This is a genomic window from Bacillus sp. LR--39, from assembly GCF_053613335.1.
In genome coordinates this window covers 1-936 of record NZ_JBSIOT010000475.1, presented here as the reverse complement: position 1 = coordinate 936, position 936 = coordinate 1, and the positions used below count along the sequence as shown (strand labels likewise).

The window sequence follows — 936 nt, the reverse complement described above, 5'->3', positions numbered from 1 at the left end:
ACAAGGGCTGCTTCTCGAGTATTTGGCCATCCGGCTTTCAATGGAATGGATGCTTATTGAACCTTATTTGCCGCTGTCTAAGCCAAAACCTGAAAAAGAGATGCAGGTCGTTCCTTTGATTGCGGCCTGGCTGCATTGGGGCGGCCTGACGCCTGACGAATGGCTCAAACTTTCAGCAGCAGAGCAAAAAGCGAGATTAACACTCGCCCGCCGCTTTGATGATCTAACGCGCAGGCGCATCTGGCTGGAAGCATGGGAACAATCATACGCTGCTGAGGTAAGGAACCTCATCACGGCAAACAAACCTGCCGCTGCCGCCAAAAGTGAAGCGGCGCTGGCCCAGCTTGCATTTTGTATTGATGTCCGTTCAGAGCCGTTCCGACGGGCATTGGAAAAGTCAGGCCCTTTTGAAACGTATGGAACAGCGGGCTTTTTCAATCTGGCAATCGAAACGTGCGAACTTGGCACTAAGCACACTCACAGCTCTCTGCCGGTCATCCTTAAACCTCAGCATCGAGTAAATGAAACGGCCGATGAATCAAGCTTTAAATCGTATCAAGAACATAAAAAAGCAGCAGCTTCGCTGAGCTCCGCCTTTAAAAAGATGAAACAGAATCTATTGGCGGGTATGCTCCTTCCCGAAGTGAGCGGGCCATGGCTGAGCCTGCAAATGGCCGCGCGCAGCCTGGTCCCCCGCACAGCCGGGCAAACTTTCCGGAATGTGCGGAAAACATGGCTGAAAAAGCCTCAGGCAAAGCTCTCGCTTGATCGTATGGAAACATCTGATGCCGGTATTCCGGTCGGATTTACGGATGAAGAAAAAGCCGCCTATGCCAGACAGGCATTAAAGATGATGGGGATCACCGACCGGTTCGCTCCGCTAGTTGTCATTTGCGGGCACGCCAGCAGAAGCACGAATAACCCTTATGCATCGGC

1 protein-coding gene is annotated in these 936 nt (G+C 52.1%); it reads left to right on the top strand.

Annotated features, from left to right (window positions below):
* Window positions 1–936: putative inorganic carbon transporter subunit DabA (locus ACWHAR_RS24255; RefSeq protein ID WP_452088080.1), on the top strand; the 936-nt coding region annotated here is incomplete at both ends.